Below are 16,767 nucleotides of genomic sequence, written 5' to 3' on the forward strand. Positions count from 1 at the left end.
TTGTAAAAGCTATCGAAGAAGAATTTGGTGTAACTGCAGCTGCTCCTGTAGCTGTTGCTGCAGCTGGTGCTGCTGACGCTGGCGCTGCTAAAGATTCATTTGACGTTGAATTGACAGCTGCTGGTGACAAAAAAGTTGGCGTTATCAAAGTTGTACGTGAAATCACTGGTCTTGGCCTTAAAGAAGCTAAAGAACTTGTTGATGGTGCACCAGGTGTCATCAAAGAAGGCGTTCCAACTGCAGAAGCTGAAGAAATCAAAGCTAAATTGGAAGAAGCTGGAGCTTCAGTTACTCTTAAATAATAAGGGTACGCAATTTGATTGCGAAAGCCTAGTAAATCAAGGTTTTCAAGTCGCTTAGGGCGATTAAAATAGTGGGGAAATAGTTTCATTCCCCACCAAAACCCCACTAAGATTTATTCTTGGTGGGGTTTATTTATAACCATCAAAGGTTAGATTGCGGAGTAAACCAATTTGCAACAATGAAAAGAGGAAATCAGTGTTTTGTTGACTTCCTCTTTTTTTATTCCTCAGTATTAATGTATTCAATTATATCTTCAACATCGCACTCCAATATTTCACATAATCTATCAATGGTTTTTGTCGTAATAGATTCTCCATGCTTCATTCTATAAAGTGTGTTAGCAGATATTTTTTCTATTTTAATGAGATAATACTCACTCACATCTTTTCGTAGTAATGTTTGATAAAAAGGTTTGTAAGAAATTGCCATAGTTACTCTCGCATATAATAATTTTATTATATAAAGACAATATCACAACCAATCTATTGACTATACTCAATTTATTGAGTATAATTATGAAAAAGATTTTAAAAAGGAGTTTTTATGAAAAACAAAATAGTAACCGCAAGTCTAGCCCTATTCTCGGTTTCTCTGCTGTTGGGAGCATGTTCAAATAGTAAAGAAAAATCAGAAAGTAAAACTACTGAAAACACTGAAAAGAAGGTTGTAGAAAAGAAAGAAGTAGGTCTGGGTGAATATCTGAACCAAAGTGATAAAGAAGCACAAATCTGGTATGCAGTAGATAGTGTTTCTCAAGACGGGAAAGTGAAGGAATTGTTTTTAGTACAAGATAGAAAGACAACTTATTACAATACGTCTACAGAGACTAGTCTCTCATCAATATCTGCGAAGGACTATGAAAAAGATTATCTAGGAAGGAATCTTTATTCTTCAGGAAATATCGCGCAAGGTTTATTAGATGATTTCAATGAGACTGATACCATCACTAAAATTACGATGGATAATTTAATAGATGTTATAAAGAAATACGATACAGAAGATGGAAATCAAGATGGTGTTATTCAAGTGCCATCAATAAATGCTTTGACACTTGCTGAAGTCGCAAAATCCTCAGATTCAGAGATTATTAATCTAGCGAAAAAAATAGAGAGTGCAAAGATACATTATACAATTTTAAGAGCTAAAATTAATTTAGAGATGCAGACTTTAACAGATGGTTCTGATAAAACTCATGCGTTAAAAAAATTAAGTCAGTTAGAGGAGAGACTTGTCAATAAAAAAGGTGACGAATATTTGTTAGAATCTTACACTGATGAAGATTTTGAGAAGACAGAGTATGAAGTTTTACAGTTTAAAACTTATAATCTAATTTATGAAAATAAAGTTTATGATGACTTTATGATAAAAGAAGACGGATTTAACTTAACTACAAATCAAATACCGCTTGCTACAAAAAAGGTAGGTAATACTAATTTCATGGGATTTGTAGGTACTGCTTCTCTATCTTTTGTGACTAAGCAACCAGAAAATAATATGGAATTAACGGTAGATACGTATGTTAAAAAACCAAAAAATGTTAGCTTTTATCAAGTAGGACATTCAGATAATAAAGAATAAAATAAAGGTGGCTGTAGAGAATGAATAATTTCAAGAAAATAGTAGTATTTGTGGTAACAATGCTGATGGCGATTTTTTTAGTTGCCTGCTCATCTAAAAGCGATTTAGATGGGACTTATACCTACAAAGAAGACGGAGCAAGTATGATGATTACAATTAACGGGAACAAGGGGCGTGTGAAAATTCAGGCTGGCGATGATAACGCTGCACTAAATCTTGCTTTAAATAATATAGAATTTACTATTGATAGGGAAAGTAAGACATTTAATTTTGCAGGTAGAGAAGATTCACAATTATACTACTCTGTTTCGGGAAATTCGTTAACAGTTCGGGGTGGTGGATTTGGTTCAGTGACCTTACAGAAAAAATAACTATCTATACTAATTAAAGACTTACTAAAACAGCTCTATAAATTTATAGAGCTGTTTTTGTGATATTTTCATTCATACATTTATTGTTCGTTACAATTCAAGTATTTCAGCACACAGTTTCTGATACTCATCTAATAATGAAAAATCTAGTTTGGTTTCTAGCATAATATTCCAATTTTGAATATTATCTATATTTAGTAGTTTTTTAAATAAAGGGGTTGCTAAATTTAGATAGTTTAATTCGACTTCATTACCAATGATGTAATTTTCAATAAAATCTGACAATAGTTGAAAATTGGCTTGTAATTGTTGAGATATAACGTCTGTTTCCAGAGATAGGGATGTGGGAATTAAATTTTCAAGATATTTAGGAGAATAATCCCTATATAACAATAAGTCCCTGAATTCTTTAAAGAATTGTTCAACAGCATAATAATCATTTTCAAAATCTAACTCAATGAATAAATTACATAAATTGTTTAGATTATCATGTTCTACATTTAGTTGGTCTTTTAAACATATTTTAATTTCTTCTTCTTCATTGCATGGTTCTTTTTCTTTTAAATACTTAACAACTAATTTTAGGAAAAAAGGGGATTCTAACCATTTTTCTAACTCTGATGTTCTATTATCATCTAGTATTTTAAAAGCATACTCAATTTTATCTGCAATATCCTTTAAATCCTTAACATTTTTAATTTCTTCATTTAAATGTAAATCAAATTTTCTATATTTAGCGATTTTTTGGAATAACCATTCTATAAAAGAGATAGAATTATTTGTTAAACATTTATTGAAAGCCTTGTTTAGAAAAATTATATTTTTAGCAAAGATTCTATTTCGAATATTATTTAAAGCTTCATCTTTATTAGTTAGTAAACAGTGATTTTGTTCAATGGCAGAGCTGAAATCACCAATATGCTGCGATTTTATAATAAGTTCTTTTATAAACTTTAAATAATTCTGTTTAAATTCTGTTAAGTGTCTTTCGTATTCTAGACTTTTTAAAAATAGAGGGCGAAAGTCTTTTTTGGGAATATCAACTAAAATAAAGGTAGTATCACTTTGCAGGTTGCAGAAATTATGAATTTTTTGTAGATTCTTTAAAGTCGGAAAGGTCTTTCCATTTTTCCAATTAGAAATTTGAGATTCACTAACTTTCAATTCAGATGCTAACCATTTTTGGATAGAGTCTATTTCATATTTATTTGGTAAATTTGATTCTAATTCTTGCTTTTGTAAATCAGTTATATTATAGATAGATGAGTGAAAATTTAGACCACTATTAAGAAAGTCTATTAAGTTATTAAAGTTTGATTTAAAAGTTTCCTTATTTTTTTGTATATTCGTTTTATTATATTTCTTCTGTTGTTCTATCTCATCATCTGGTGTAAATAAAATCAAAAAATCCTCTAATTCCTCATTATATCCTATTCTATCTTGTAAACTTTCAACATATGAAAGAAATTTAATCAGTTTAGATTTTTTAGGTATTGTCCCATTTTTCCAATTTGTTAGGGTGTTTTTAGAAAATCCTAGTTCAGTTGTAATCTGTTTTGCAGTTATACCTACCTCACATTTAATTATCTTTAGTAGTGAGCTTAATTTTTCTTCAAAAATATTTTTCATATATTAATTATATCAAAAAATCCCAAAATCTTTAAGAATATAGAATTGATGAATTTTTTCTTTGATAAACTATTTATGAATTGAAGTTCAGCAAAATTTCAATGGTTGTCAGAATGAGTTGCAAATCATTCTAAATCTATAAAGTAAGAAATTGCTGTTTCTTACTTCGATTTTGAAAGGTAAAATAATATGCTAAAAAATTTACGTAGTTTTCTAGTTTTTAAACATCAAGATTTTTTTGAAAAGAAGAAATTATTCTTCTTAAACGCAAAACAAACAGAAAGTGGTGCTGTAAAAGTAATACTGTTGATTTTAGAAGATAAAACAGATTATCAAAATTCTAATACTAATATAGGAGAGCAAATTATTGTAACTGTAGCAAATAAATCTATAGCTGATTTTGAAAAATTTGAATCGTTGCGTACTGAATGTAAGATAGTAAATGTTGTCAAAGCGACAATTTTTGGAGAGTATCAAAATCAACTATCAATTCACGCTGATGTAACATCTACAAATGCTGAAGGAGATAAGAAATGAGACGTGTTAGTGCAAAATGGAACTACCCGTTCTGGGCAAATCTCTCGTTCATGCTTTGTTCATATATTGTTATTTTTCTGTTTTATAAGTATTTTAACCCTATTTTTATCAATTTTTTCGGAAATGCTTATAATCTCTATTTCTACAGTATCGTAGCAATCTTGAGTTTACTTTATATTTTCGGTTTATATAGACATAAAGTCTATATAAATCGAAAAAAATTAAAGGAATTCATTTTGAAAAATCACTTATATGAAACAGAAAAAACATTCAATGGTAAAGAAGTGATAACAGATTCTCTAGAACTAGATTGGATAGATAAAAAAGATTGCATAGTAATAAGAGCTTATAAAAATGGTGATTTAATAGATGATTTAGTCGGCGAAATCGGCGAGGGTCTTCAAGCATTTCTTAAATTGAAACTAATTAGAACAAAAGAAGAAGCTTTTCAGACTGATTATGTTTTTGAAGTTAGCTCTGATAACCGTCTAATTTTTTCAAAGTCTCAGAGACAGAAATACATTAATGATACGGTAGTCCAATTGACAGAAAAAATCAGGTATGATATTTCAAAAGTAAGTCATGGATTGACTGTTGGTTCAACTGGTTCTGGTAAGACTATGTTTATTAATTCAAAAATCTTAGCTTATGCTAAGATGAAAGCTGACATATTTATTTGTGACCCTAAAAATGCTGATTTAAGTTTACTTCAATATGCTGAGGGTTTTCCGCCCTCTCATATTGGTGTATCACATGCTCAAATTTGTAAAATATTGCGATTAGTGAATGAACAAATGGAGCAGAGATATGAACAATATTTTTCAGATAAAACTGCCTTTGGAAAAAAATTTGTTGATTTTGATTTACCCCCAATTGTCATATTTTTTGATGAAGTAACAGCATTTATGAAAACCGCTGATAAAAAGGTACTTACAGAAGCTAAGGAATATCTATACGCTCTCATTATGAAAGGACGTCAAGCAGGTTGTTTTGTTGAGTTAAGTATGCAAAGGGCAGATGCTGAAATTTTAGATGGGGCAATCCGAGACCAATTAGGGTGCCGTGTAGCGCTTGGGAAGATGTCAAAAGATGGCTATAGAATGATTTTTGATACTGCTGATTTTAATTACTATGATTCAGTCAGTGTTGGTAGTGGCTACATTTCAATTACAGGTCAAACAACTGAGCCTATCTATTTTGAAACACCTTTTTTTGATGATGATTTTGATTTTATAGCCGAGCTAGAAGACTATTATACGGGTAACATCTTTGAAAGCGAAGAATAGAGATGCTTGGCTCGGAGAGCTAAAGCAAACGGAGTGTTCGTCTTTCTTCGCTTGATAAGATGTGCGCAAGCAGAAGCAAGCTTCTGCTTGCTATTAACTTGATAAGCGTCAAACATTAGAGAAGGATAAGGATTGTATGACTGAAATAAGCAATGCAAAAATTGTAAAATCTTATATTTATGGAGGTACAGTTGAAATTACTACCGCAAATGGTCAACAAAAACAAAAAATTAAAGTTATTAGTGGACGGCGCTATGTAAATCTTGAAACTGGAGAGATTCATGACATGCAGACTTCAAATAGTACACGGTCTGATAATTTGAAATCTGTTCAACAAACGATGAAGAAATTAAGAAGACTGGTGGCTCATAATTTTAAAGGAGGCATGAACCAACTTTGGGTAACACTGACATATGGAAAGCATGTTATCGAAGCAGAAGAGGTTTATAAAGATTTTAAAGCTTTCATTAGGCGAGTTCGTAAAAAGTATGGTCGCATTGATTATATTGCAGTAATTGAACCACAAGCAAGTGGGCGATGGCATTTACATGTATTGATGAAGAATGATTCAATTTTGATGATTCCGAATGCTATTCTTGCAGACTTGTGGGGAAGAGGTTTTACTAAGACCAAGAGATTGAAAAGTGCGGATAAGATTGGAAATTATCTAATATCATACTTATCAAATCTTCAACTGGGAAATGATGATTCAAATAGCAAGGCAATTGTTAAAGGTGCAAGATTATACATGTATCCTAAAGGGATTAGAGTCTATCGAACTAGTAGAGGAATAGAGAAACCCTTAGAAATAACAGCGACCAAAGGAGAACTGATGAAAGCTTTTAAAATTTATAGGCCACCCAATTTTTCTAAGACAACAACACATGAAACACCCTATGGAATAAAAGAATATACTACAGAGTTTTACGACAAAGTAAAAAGCTTGTCAGATACTTTTAGCGGAGCAGCCGACAAGCCAAATGAATAACAAAAGATAAAATGGAATACCTTTTGGTAATTCCATTATATCATAGAAAGGTTAAGATTATGAAGACAGTTAATCATAAGGATATTATGGAACTTGGTTTTCCAAAACACACAGCAAGGGATATTATAAGAAAGGCTAAGGCGATAGCAGCAGCAAAATTTGAAAATGCTAGAAATTCTTCAGATAATTTGGTAGAATTAAGAAAATCGCCCTTTGATAATTCAAGACTTGACCTTGCTCCGACTTATATCGTAGAAGATTTGCTAGGTTTTCAGTTACCTTTTGATGAATAGAAAGGAACTGAAAATGGCAAGTAAAAGATATCGTGGTGTATCTCGTGATAAACAAGGAAGAATTTACTATCAAACAGAGTTTAAGGCTAACGACTTAACTGGCAAGCGACAACGCAAGAAAAGCTATAAAGACCAGTTTGGAAATCCGTTTAAGAGTGAAAAGCAAGCTTATGATGAATTGTGTCGAGTAAGAGCAGAATTTCAAATGTCTCAAAATAGGAACGGAGATTATATGACCTTTGCTGATTATATGGAAGAAATTTATCTTCCTTATTACAGGCAAACAGTCCAATCGGTGACTTACAAAACGGCTCTAACTCATCATAAAATGTTTATTGAAGTTTTCGGACAAAAGAGGTTATCAGCTATAACCGTTAGGGATTGTGAGCAATTCAGAGTACATTTGATTGATACATACTCCCCCAATTATGCTAAAGGTGTGTGGATTCGCTTTAAGCAATGTTTGGGTTATGCTGAACGCCTGCAAATCATTGAAGAATTTCCGTGTAAGATGTTAGATAATCCTAAAGGTTCAAGACCAGATACAAAATTTTGGACATTGGACGACTTTAGAAAAGTTATTGGAACCTTTGACTTAACAGATTACGAAGAACTGCATAGATTTACAGCGATTTGGCTTTATTTCTTCACGGGTCTTCGAGTATCTGAGGGGCTAAGTTTGATATGGTCTGATATTGATTTTGATAGAAAATTGCTCCATGTTCAGAGTACACTAGAGTATGAAGGTAAAGGTGTTTATACTCGTAAAAATCAAACGAAGACAGAAGCGGGTTTTAGGTGGATTGAGCTTGATGATGAAACAGTTGAAGTGTTACAACGGTGGAAAAAGATGCAAGTAGAAAATGGTGATAACAGTTATATTCTTGCACGATTTGGCAAACCGTTAAGCAAATGCACACTAAGTCGTATTCTAAAAAGACAAGCGAAAAAGGCAGGAGTTGAAGTAATTACTGGAAAAGGATTGCGACACTCCCACGATAGTTTTTTGATAAATGTATTAGGGAAAGATGTTCTTTATGTGTCGCAACGCTCTGGACGAGTTGATAAGGCGACAACACTTAACACCTATTCCCATTTGTATGATAGTCAAAAAGCGACTGGTGGAAGAGAGATAACTCAAGCCCTTTATAAATTTGGGGTATCGTCAAACCCCACCAAGAGCCCACTAAACTAACTAAGGATAAGAAAAAACTGATTATATCAGCGTTTATAGGCATTGTGTAACTGTTACTCTTAAATAATAAGGGTACGCAATTACATTGCGAAATCCTAGCGTAGCAAGGTTTTGAGCAATGTCAAAAAGCGAAATAGGGTGGTAAATGATTTCATTCCCCACCAAGAGCCCACTAAACGAAAGTTTGGTGGGCTCTTTGATTTTTTGTGAATTGTAGTGAGTTAGGGAAATCTATCCTTGCTTTGATGAGTCTATAGATGGTTTTTTTCATTGAAAATGAAAGAGTAAGAGTCGATAGAATCATTATGCTCACTGAGGTCTTGAGAGTAGAAGAGAACCTTTTGTACAATCTCATGATTTGTCAAAGGTAAACAATTAAATAGGCTTCATAATTCCTACAGTGATTTTGCCCACTATATAATTTTTAGAAGCTAATATTTTTTGTCTAACTTTTGGGGTGCATTTCAGGCAGGACAATCCTGTATTACTGGAGGCCCTCAAGCTTACTTGATTTGCGCAACAGGGGGGCTATCGTAGGTGGCTTTGTAGTTTATGGATTGAGGCCCCCAAAATAGTTAAAAAAAGGAATGGATGTTAATATGTTAAATGAAACTATGATTCAACTTATACTCATTGCAATTTGTTGTGTGTACATCATTTTTAACACTAAGGCTGATAAAAATCCAAAGAGAGGATATCGTACAGCTTTGTACCTTTTCGTTATGGCTGGTATTATATCCTATGTTATGAATTATCTAAATTGGTTAGATTTTTTCTTACTGATAACTCCGATAATGTGTCTATTTAAATTTGAAGATAAGTGGAGTTAGCAACATTTGACACTTCATTAGGTTATTAGCTCTTTTAATATTAATGTATTTTAAAAAGTTTTGAGCATGTTACATAGAGGCTAGGCACAACCCCACTTCTAACTATCAAAAAAACGAGTATTCCATAGTTGGAGATGCTCGTTTTCTTATCGTGATGAAAATCGTACATTTAAAGACTTTGCAGTAAAAATCTCTTTTGTTCTGCTATACTGAACTTGTCAGGGTTACAATCTGACAAAAAATATCTATTATATAGGAGGTACTCATGATGAATACAATGGTGAAACAATTTGAAGTAACTCTTAAATAATAAGGGTATGCAATTACATTGCGAAATCCCAGCGTAGCAAGGTTTTGAGCAATGTCAAAAAGCGAAATAGGGTGGAAAATGATTTCATTTCCCACCAAGAGTCTGGGTCAATAGTCTCTTGGCCACAAAAAAACTGAGACAAAATAGTTCTCGGGTTCTTTTTTGTAATTGTTTTTTTATTAGGGCGTAAGAAATCATTCTAAGTGCTATATTCTTAAAGCATCATATGAGTTGAAAGAAAAGATATCAGTGTCAGTCTTTACGATTTTTCATATTTCTGCTATAATATTCTTAATAAAGCGTGCATTTGCGCGCTCTTTTCTGTATAAAAGTACTCTTCAGTGCTTTTTTATTATTATAGAAAATGGAGGGATTATGCTTTACATTTGGTCATATTTAAAACGCTACCCCAAGTGGCTGGTGCTGGATTTTGTGGCGGCCATCTTTTTTGTAGTGGTCAATCTAGGGCTGCCAACGGTTTTGGCGCGCATGATTGACGAAGGGATTAACCAGGGTGATCAGGAACGCCTGTATTTCTGGGGCTTTATCATGCTGCTGGTTATTATCCTTGGGATTTTAGGGCGGATCGTCCTTTCCTATGCCGCTGGGAAATTAACGACCAGCATGGTGCGGGATATGCGGAATGATCTCTATGACAAGCTGCAGGAGTATTCCCATCATGAGTATGAGCAGATTGGCGTTTCTTCGCTGGTGACGCGGATTACCAGTGATGCCTTTGTCCTTATGCAGTTTGCTGAGCAAACGCTCAAGATGGGAGCTATCACGCCTATCATGATGCTGTCGTCCATCCTCATGATTTTCTTGACCAGTCCGTCCATGGCTTGGATTGTGGCGATTTCAGTGCCTTTTTTGGCAATCGTAGTCTGGTATGTGGCGGTCAAGACGCGTCCCCTGTCTGAAAAGCAGCAGAAGACGCTGGACAAGATCAACCAGTATGCTCGGGAAAATCTGACTGGTCTGCGGGTCATTCGAGCCTTTGCCCGTGAGGAATTTCAGGAAGAGCGCTTCGCTAATGAAAATGAAATTTATGCGGAGAATTCCAACCGTCTCTTTAAATTGACAGGTTTGACGGAGCCTCTCTTTGTACAGATTATTATTGCCATGATTGTGGCTATTGTCTGGTTTGCCCTGAAACCACTAGGCAGTGGCGAGTTGAAAATCGGGGATTTGGTTGCCTTTATCGAGTACAGTTTCCATGCCCTTCTGTCCTTCCTGCTCCTGTCCAGTCTCTTTACCATGTATCCACGGACGGCGGTCTCTAGCGAGCGGCTGAAGGAAGTCATGGATATGCCGATTTCCATCGATCCAAATGAGAATGGGATCACGGAAACTGCGACTCATGGCTATCTGGAATTTGACAATGTAACCTTTGCCTATCCAGGTGAGACGGAAAATCCTGTCCTGCATAATATCTCCTTCAAGGCCAAGCCGGGGGAAACGATCGCCTTTATCGGCTCAACAGGTTCTGGTAAGTCTTCCTTGGTTCAGCTAATTCCGCGTTTCTATGATGTGACCTTGGGCAAGATTTTGGTGGATGGTGTGGATGTCCGCGCTTATAATCTAAAAGCTCTCCGTCAGAAGATTGGCTTTATCCCGCAGAAAGCTCTGCTATTTACCGGGACGATCGCTGAAAATATCCGCTATGGTAAGGAAGATGCTAGCTCTGAGGAGCTCAATCAAGCAGCAGATGTGGCTCAGGCTCGCGACTTTATCGAAAGCAGAGAAGAGCGCTACGAGACCCATTTGGCCGAAGGCGGCAGCAATCTATCTGGTGGTCAAAAGCAACGTCTGTCCATTGCGCGTGCGGTTGTCAAGGAGCCGGATATTTATATCTTTGATGATTCCTTCTCGGCTCTGGACTACAAAACGGATGCGACTTTGCGCCGCCGACTCAAGGAAGTGACTCAGGATGCAACGGTTCTCATCGTGGCTCAGCGGGTCGGCACCATTATGGATGCGGATCAAATCATTGTCTTAGACAAGGGTGAAATCGTGGGTCGAGGCCGACATGAGGAGCTGATGGAAAATAATGCTATCTATCGCGAAATTGCTAATTCCCAGCTCAATAGCCAATCACTAACAGAAGAATAGGAGGAAGAGATGAAAGAAAATAGTTTTGTCCGCTTATGGGGCTATCTAAAAGTCTATAAAGCAGCCGTACTTCTTGCAGTCTTCCTCAAGATTGTCAGCGTGGTCATGAGTGTCCTAGAGCCTTTTGTCCTAGGGCTTGCCATTACAGAACTGACGCAAAATCTGCTGGATATGGCCAAGGGAGTACCCGGTGCAGCCATCAATAGTAGCTATGTTGCTTGGATCATGCTGCTCTACTTTATTCGTGCCCTTTTTTATGAGATTGGTTCATACTTTTCTAACTATTTCATGACCAATGCTGTGCAGAGCACCGTTCGCGACATGCGCAATGAGCTCAGTCATAAAATCAATCAAATTCCTGTTTCGTACTTTGACAAGCACCAGTTTGGTGATTTGATTGGGCGCTTCACCAGCGATGTGGAAACCGTCTCAAATGCTCTCCAACAAAGCTTTTTGCAGGTGGTCAATGCCGTCATGACCCTGATTTTGGTCATCGGGATGGTTTTGTATCTGAATCTCCAGCTGGCCTTGATCGTTATCGTCAGCATTCCTCTGACCTATTTGGGAGCTAGATTTATCCTCAAAAAATCCCAGCCCTACTTTAAGCAGCAGGCGGATGTGTTGGGCGCTATGAATGGCTTCGTCCAGGAAAATCTGTCAGGCTTCAATGTTCTCAAGCTTTATGGTCGGGAAGAGACTTCGGCTGAGGATTTTCGAGCTATTACTCAAAACTTGCAGGAAGTCGGCTTTAAAGCCAGCTTTATCTCAGGGCTCATGATGCCCGTTCTTAATGCGATTTCGGATTTAACCTATCTCATCGTGGCTCTGGTGGGTGGTTTGCAGGTTATTGCTGGTCAATTGACCATCGGTAATATGCAAGCTTTTGTCCAGTACGTCTGGCAGGTCAATCAGCCTATCCAAAACCTTACCCAGCTGGCAGGTCAGCTCCAGAGTGCCAAGTCTTCGCTGGATCGGATTTTCCAGATTTTGGATGAGCCAGATGAAGTCATGGATAATACTATTCAGCTAGATAAGGACTCGACTGGTCAAGTCAGCTTCAAAAATGTAGATTTCCAATATGTGGCAGACAAGCCGCTGATTCGCAACTTTAATCTGGAAGTCCAGCCGGGTGAAATGGTGGCTATTGTCGGTCCGACTGGAGCTGGTAAGACGACTCTGATCAACCTACTCATGCGTTTCTACGATGTGACCAAGGGCTCTATCAGCGTGGACGGCCACGATATTCGTCAGCTGTCCCGCCAAGACTATCGCAAGCAATTTGGTATGGTTCTGCAGGACGCTTGGCTTTATGAAGGAACTATCAAGGAAAATCTTCGCTTTGGTAACCTTGATGCTACCGACGAGGAGATTGTGGAAGCAGCCAAATCAGCCAATGTCGACCACTTTATCCGCACCTTACCTGGTGGCTACAATATGGAAATGAATCAGGAATCTAGCAATATTTCGCTAGGTCAAAAGCAGCTCCTGACGATCGCACGGGCTCTCTTGGCAGATCCTAAAATTTTGATTTTGGACGAGGCGACTTCGTCAGTTGACACTCGTTTGGAGCTCTTGATTCAGAAAGCCATGAAAACTCTCATGCAGGGGCGGACGAGCTTTGTCATTGCGCACCGCTTGTCTACTATCCAAGAAGCAGACAAGATTTTGGTGCTCAAGGATGGACAAATCATTGAGCAGGGCAATCACGAGTCGCTGCTGGCCGACAAGGGATTCTATCATGACTTGTATATGAGTCAATTTTCGGATAAGAAAGAAGCCTAGACATACAAAAAAGGAAACTCAGCTGAGTTTCCTTTTTGATTTATAATTGATGGGTTTTTACCTTAAAAGCTTGTCGGGTGAAAAGTTGCTTAAAGATCGTCTACTTGAATGACATGGGTTTCAAATTCGAGATTTGGCATGGCTGCTGCTAAATCCTGGTGAATGCGTTCGAGGGCGTCTAGTCGCATTTGGACAGATGTATGGGCATTTCCTTGGATAATGAAAATGGCGTTTTTGGTGCTATCATCAAATTTATAAAGGTCGCTGTCACGGACATCAAGCCAAGCAAGGATGCCTTTTTCATCTCGGTAGACATAGTCTGTCGGAGCTACATGCTTCTCCTTAGATAAGATAGGGAAGAAAACATCGTCCTTCTGACTGACAGTAAACTCAATCTCATCACCGATTTTATCAAGGTCATGCCCACCGATAGCCAGAAGAGAATGCAAGGATTCCACATTATAAATATCAATGACACTGTTAATTCTTGGAATGGAGCCGCGGTGTTGGATATTGCGGATCAGAGCTGGTACAGTTGGTGGGTTCTTTTTAACACTGCGCCCCACTTTCTGCAGTAAATCACAGTAGCCCTGGATAGTCGGATGGTCAGTGATTTCCGCTAGATTGCAATTCAAAGCCCAGTTTTCGGCTTCCTTCTGTTTTTGGAGAAAAGCTTCTGATAAAGGTGCTTGAGGATCAACGTTTCTAGCAATGCCAAGGACCACACTCTTAATGCCAAGTTCTGCTAAACTTTTATCAATGGTAAATTTCATCATAGACGGACCTCCATTTTTTTCTTACCTTGATTATACCTTTTTATAAGGATTTTTACAATGAAAATAATGTCTAAAATAGGAAGAAAAGGTAGCGAAGCAGCAGACTTCCGATGATAAAAGCATGCCATTTCCAGTAGATACGGATTAAGCCAGCAGTTTCTCGGATCCAAGCTGAGGGAAGAAAATAGAAGGCCGTGCGAGAACCAATACTGCGGCCTTTGAGACCAACCTGTTTCATATAGATGCCAGCACGTAGCGCATGGAAAGAATTTGTGACAAGGACAACCCGATCTTGCCCTAGTCCATGTGCCAGCATAAGCTGCTTACTGAATGTGAGATTTTCAAAGGTCGTGCGAGATTTATTCTCAAGGAGAATGCTGTCAGCTGGGACTCCTTTTTCCATCAAATATCCTGCCATGGCCTCTGCTTCGGAAATTAACTCGTCATCTCCTTGACCGCCAGAGACAATGATGACTGGCTTCCGATTAAACTTCTCATAGATAGCTAGCCCTTTATCCAAGCGTTGAGCCAGCAGGGGAGGCACCTTGTCCCCAAACAATCCTGAGCCGAGGATAATGATAGTCTGGGGCTCTTTCTTGATTGGAAAGAGATTTAAAAAGAAGGCGTAGATGATATAGGAAAGATAGAGAAAGGTTCCGTAAAATAGGAGCAGATCAGCGAAGGAAATCAAATTTGCAAGAAATGACCGTGGAGCGAAAAAATGCAATAGACCCACCCCCACGATAGCTAGGCCGTAGAGAAGCGATAGTAGATTGGCCAATCTAAGCCCCTCTAGCTGCACCATTTTGCGACCATTAAAAAGTAAATAAACAGTAGAAGCGAAAACACTAAAGGGTATTGCCAAAAACAAGATAATAGCTGGTGTATAGCCAATAAATCGCTCAAGACTAACAATCGTAAGCCCTGCTAAAACAATTCCCATCATCATAAGAGTGAAGGTCAGGAGATAAGCATTGAATAAACTTCTGGGTTCTCGATAACATAATAGAGCAAATATAGCAGCAGGGATAAGCCAGACTAGATGAAGTACCATAATAAAACCTCGCAAATGGACTTTTAACCAGTATAACATAAATATATCCAATAAAAAAGATATTTAATATGAAATAAATCGAATTACAAAAAGAAGGTCTCGAGTTGTTTTGAAATAAATCGCATCAAATCTACCTAATCCTTCCAATACTAAGAAAATGTAGTTTTCATTTCAAAAATCTTGCAATGAAAGGTATTTATCTGTATAATGGATAAATCTTAAAAAGACTGGAGATGATGATGTTAAAAAAAGGATCCCTAACCGGCCTGCTTTTGTTTGGAATGTTTTTCGGAGCCGGTAACCTGATTTTCCCACCTCAGTTGGGCTTGGAATCTGGTCGAAATTTTTGGCCAGCTATTGGAGGCTTTGTCCTATCAGGTGTCGGTATTGCTATTCTAACCTTGATTATAGGTACTTTGAATCCCAAGGGTTATATTGATGAAATTTCGAAAAAGATTGCCCCTTGGTTTGCGGTTGCTTACTTGGTAGCCCTCTACCTTTCAATTGGTCCCTTCTTCGCCATTCCTCGGACGGCGACCACTGCCTTTTCTGTCGGAATTGAGCCTATGTTGCCTGCAGGTTCTCATACTATTTGGCTTTTTGGCTTCACGCTGGTCTATTTCGCTTTGGCCTATCTGATCGCCCTCAATCCCTCAAAAATCCTTGATAGTATCGGTCGTTATCTAACACCAATTTTTGCCCTCTTGATTGTAGTTTTGGTTGTACTAGGTGCTATTAAATATGGGGCTGCGGCTCCTCAAGAAGCAACAGCGGAATATGCTGCTTCAGCTTTCGGAGCAGGCTTTCTTCAGGGCTACAATACTCTGGATGCTTTGGCTTCAGTTGCCTTTAGTGTGGTCGCTGTGACGACACTCAACCAGCTCGGTTTCAAGAATAAAAAAGAATATGTTTCTACCATTTGGATCGTGGGTATCCTTGTGGCGCTGGGCTTTAGCGTTCTTTATATCGGTTTGGCCTTCCTTGGAAATCACTTCCCACTTGATCTAGCGAATTTGCCGAAAGGTGCAAACGTAGGGGCTTCTGTTTTGTCTTCTGCAACTCAGGCTATCTTTGGTCCAATGGCTCAAATTTTCCTAGCGATTATGGTAACGGTGACCTGTTTTACAACTACAGCTGGACTCATCGTCTCAACTGGCGAATTTTTCCACAATACCTTCCCGAAAGTATCTTATAAGGTTTATGCAACCATTTTTACGCTAGTTGGTTTCGCTATTGCAAATCTTGGTTTGAATGCTATTATCCAGTATTCAGTTCCAGTTCTGGAGATTCTTTATCCTATTACTATCACAATTGTCATGATTGTTATGGTTAATCGCTTTTTACCACTTTCTAAACCAGGAATGCAGTTGACCATAGCAGTGGTGACGCTAATTGCTTTTGCTAGCATTTTGGGACGACAATTCAAGCTAACTGCAATTCTCAATCTAGTAAATGCTCTGCCATTTGCTCAAGCTTCTCTGCCTTGGTTGCTGCCGGCTCTGGTTGGAATCTTGCTCTCGCTCCTTTTGCCAAACAAGCAAAAAGGTGAAGCATTTGAATTTGAAGCATAAGAAGAAAATTCATCACGAAAGTGATGGATTTTTTTGATTCATTATCAATTGTAGTAGGTGATCGATGATGAAGCCTAGGAATGTTTGATGAAGTACTTTAATCTGCCTTTTGATGAGTGATAAGACGATATAAGCATTTTATAAGAAGGATT

15 protein-coding genes are annotated in these 16,767 nt (G+C 37.4%); 11 read left to right on the forward strand and 4 right to left on the reverse strand.

All coding sequences use genetic code 11. The annotated features are described in order from the left end of the window. Positions 1-302, forward strand: a 302-nt coding sequence (gene rplL / locus Q0191_RS09940) for a 50S ribosomal protein L7/L12 (RefSeq protein WP_297666112.1), incomplete at its 5' end; no start/stop codon positions are given. A gap of 220 nt (positions 303-522) precedes the next feature. Here rplL and Q0191_RS09945 read toward each other — a convergent pair. After that, positions 523-732: a helix-turn-helix transcriptional regulator gene (locus Q0191_RS09945; RefSeq protein WP_005589770.1), complete on the reverse strand. Its 210-nt coding sequence runs from the start codon at positions 730-732 to the stop codon at positions 523-525. A gap of 114 nt (positions 733-846) precedes the next feature. Here Q0191_RS09945 and Q0191_RS09950 point away from each other — a divergent pair, with 114 nt between their 5' ends. Both Q0191_RS09950 and Q0191_RS09955 read left to right on the forward strand, forming a co-directional pair. Further along, positions 847-1,881, forward strand: a complete 1,035-nt coding sequence (locus tag Q0191_RS09950; protein ID WP_297666113.1) for a hypothetical protein — start codon at positions 847-849, stop codon at positions 1,879-1,881. A gap of 20 nt (positions 1,882-1,901) precedes the next feature. Continuing rightward, the gene (locus Q0191_RS09955) at positions 1,902-2,252 is read left to right on the forward strand and encodes a hypothetical protein (protein ID WP_005589772.1); all 351 of its coding nucleotides are present in this window, start codon (positions 1,902-1,904) and stop codon (positions 2,250-2,252) included. Between the two features lie 90 nt (positions 2,253-2,342). On the opposite strand, the gene Q0191_RS09960 is transcribed toward Q0191_RS09955, so the two are convergent. Further along, positions 2,343-3,881: a helix-turn-helix domain-containing protein gene (locus tag Q0191_RS09960; protein ID WP_297666114.1), complete on the reverse strand. Its 1,539-nt coding sequence runs from the start codon at positions 3,879-3,881 to the stop codon at positions 2,343-2,345. Between the two features lie 189 nt (positions 3,882-4,070). Between Q0191_RS09960 and Q0191_RS09965 the strand changes: the two genes are divergently transcribed. From Q0191_RS09965 to Q0191_RS09995, 7 genes are all read left to right on the forward strand, one after another. After that, positions 4,071-4,418 (forward strand): hypothetical protein, encoded by a 348-nt coding sequence (locus Q0191_RS09965; protein ID WP_297666115.1) that lies wholly within the window; start codon positions 4,071-4,073, stop codon positions 4,416-4,418. Beyond that, on the forward strand, positions 4,415-5,704 hold the full coding sequence (locus Q0191_RS09970) for an FtsK/SpoIIIE domain-containing protein (RefSeq protein WP_297666116.1): 1,290 nt from the start codon (positions 4,415-4,417) through the stop codon (positions 5,702-5,704). Before Q0191_RS09965 ends, Q0191_RS09970 begins: the two co-directional genes overlap by 4 nt. A gap of 136 nt (positions 5,705-5,840) precedes the next feature. Next, positions 5,841-6,692 carry a replicative protein gene (locus Q0191_RS09975; protein WP_297666117.1) on the forward strand — a complete coding sequence of 284 codons (852 nt, stop codon included), beginning with the start codon at positions 5,841-5,843 and terminating at the stop codon, positions 6,690-6,692. 56 nt (positions 6,693-6,748) lie between these two features. Continuing rightward, positions 6,749-6,985: a DUF3173 family protein gene (locus Q0191_RS09980; protein ID WP_297666140.1), complete on the forward strand. Its 237-nt coding sequence runs from the start codon at positions 6,749-6,751 to the stop codon at positions 6,983-6,985. Positions 6,986-6,998: 13 nt separating this feature from the next. Further along, positions 6,999-8,180, forward strand: coding sequence for a site-specific integrase (locus Q0191_RS09985; protein ID WP_297666118.1), 1,182 nt, complete (start codon positions 6,999-7,001; stop codon positions 8,178-8,180). Between the two features lie 1,515 nt (positions 8,181-9,695). After that, positions 9,696-11,432 (forward strand): ABC transporter ATP-binding protein, encoded by a 1,737-nt coding sequence (locus Q0191_RS09990; RefSeq protein ID WP_297666119.1) that lies wholly within the window; start codon positions 9,696-9,698, stop codon positions 11,430-11,432. A 9-nt stretch (positions 11,433-11,441) separates the two neighbouring features. Further along, complete coding sequence (locus tag Q0191_RS09995; protein ID WP_288932763.1) at positions 11,442-13,214, forward strand: ABC transporter ATP-binding protein; 1,773 nt, start codon at positions 11,442-11,444, stop codon at positions 13,212-13,214. Between the two features lie 89 nt (positions 13,215-13,303). Here Q0191_RS09995 and Q0191_RS10000 read toward each other — a convergent pair whose 3' ends face one another. Continuing rightward, a complete protein-coding gene (locus Q0191_RS10000) occupies positions 13,304-13,987 on the reverse strand; it encodes a B3/4 domain-containing protein (RefSeq protein WP_288932774.1) in 684 nt (227 codons plus the stop codon). Positions 13,988-14,060: 73 nt separating this feature from the next. Beyond that, positions 14,061-15,044: a YdcF family protein gene (locus Q0191_RS10005; protein WP_297666120.1), complete on the reverse strand. Its 984-nt coding sequence runs from the start codon at positions 15,042-15,044 to the stop codon at positions 14,061-14,063. A 239-nt stretch (positions 15,045-15,283) separates the two neighbouring features. On the opposite strand from Q0191_RS10005, the gene brnQ reads away from it, so the two are divergent. Next, positions 15,284-16,615, forward strand: coding sequence for a branched-chain amino acid transport system II carrier protein (brnQ, locus tag Q0191_RS10010; protein ID WP_297666121.1), 1,332 nt, complete (start codon positions 15,284-15,286; stop codon positions 16,613-16,615). Positions 16,616-16,767: the final 152 nt, after the last annotated feature.

This window comes from uncultured Streptococcus sp., from assembly GCF_938036805.1.
GTDB lineage: Bacteria > Bacillota > Bacilli > Lactobacillales > Streptococcaceae > Streptococcus.